Below are 1,672 nucleotides of genomic sequence, written 5' to 3' on the forward strand. Positions count from 1 at the left end.
AAAAAAAAATTACATTTTTTTTCTTTCTAACTAAAATAATCTATTCTAAAAACAGTTTTTTATGCTCCGCAAAATAATTTGGCGACAACACAAAATAATTTGGCGACGACGTAGAATAATTTTGCGTCGTCGCAAAATGTTTTTTCAACGGTGAAAAATAATTTTTCAGCCTCGTAAAATATTTTTACGACGTGGAAGAATATTTTTACGACCACGCAAAATAGTTTGGCGACGACGCAAAATAGTTTTTCCACAGCGCAAAATAATTTTTCAGCTCGCAAAATAATTTGGCGACAACGCAGAATTATTTTGCGACGACGTAGAATTATTTTTCCACGTCGAAAAAATATTCTTCCACATCGTAAATTAATTCTTCAGCCTCGAAAAATTATTTTTCAGCTTCGAAAAAAAATAATTCGGCGGTAAAAAAACATTTTTCATCCATTTAAAAAGATTTTACAACATCAATTTTTTTTTAAAAAAGAATCAACAAAAACAAAACAATCTGCTATTTAATAAAAATATAGTGTTAAAAAGGTTTTGATTTTAAAAAAAATTAATAAATTGCTTGTATCAAAATTCTTTATTATGGACGAGGAAAGCAAAGAGTATCAATTAGACCAATACACTCAAAATAAACTTGCCGAAGAAAAACGCCTCATTGAAGAAGAAAAAGAACTCAAAATCAAGTGGCGACAAGAAATAGAGCAAAACAAAGAAATTCAAGCTCATTTAGATAAATACAAAAAAATCTCTGTTGAAGCTTTTATTACGCATTATGTTAACCATAAATATCAAGTATATCGTTATGGTGATATGTACATCAAGTTAGCCGAAGACGAACGTACAAAATGGATTGACTTAGCCCATGAGCAACTAAAATGCATTCAACAAAAACAACTTTTTGATTTACAATGCCAGTGGCGCGCTGAACAGATTAAGCTCAACGGCGTGGAAAAATGTATTGACTTTAAAAAATGGGAAGATGAAGTATTGAATTGTCCCTTTTTAAAACCCATTTCAGAAAGTGATATTGAACTCTATCAAGAATTTTTATCAGAAACTGGACTTAATTTTGCAAATGAATTTTGGGATCGAGAATGGCAAGACTATGACGAAATAAAAGGAGGTTATGATGAAGATGACGAAGAGTCTACAATACCAGAATGGTATCAATTTCATTATAACCATACTGGCACAGCAAGTTTGTTGTCTTTGCCAGACATTAGAGGTGAAAAAGAAGAATTTTATAGAGGCATTTGGTTTGACAATCAAAGAAAAGAAATAGAAGAAAGACAAAAAGACCAGCCCATAAAACTAACTGATAATCGACCTTATCTTAGCGCATCAGACCGTGCAATGATGTCGTTTTTATTTAGCAATTTTGAAGACCAACTCACTCAAAAACGGGATCAATATTACAGAATGGCAATTGAGGATTATAACGATACTAGCAGCTATGAAGATATGTTTAGAGAATTAGCAGAAGCTAATGAAGATGTTCCTATAGAAGGTCATTTTGATATTAAAGAAGCAGTTGAAATGGCATACAATAGTTATTATGCCAAGAAAACAGCCGAACATTTACCTTTAGCCTACGAACAATATTTACTAACCCGCAAAATGGGTTTTGTTATAAAAGGGGAAAGGGATTATTTTGGAGATTTAGATG

General features: G+C 31.7%; 1 protein-coding gene. It reads left to right on the forward strand.

Features of this window, described 5'->3' with window-relative positions; translation table 11 throughout:
- Positions 1–588: 588 nt before the first annotated feature.
- The coding region (locus IAI56_RS15630) for a hypothetical protein (RefSeq protein ID WP_187658745.1) at positions 589–1,672 on the forward strand (1,084 nt) is incomplete at its 3' end.

The sequence above is a fragment of the Flavobacterium macrobrachii genome (assembly GCF_014486675.1).
Lineage (GTDB): Bacteria > Bacteroidota > Bacteroidia > Flavobacteriales > Flavobacteriaceae > Flavobacterium > Flavobacterium macrobrachii.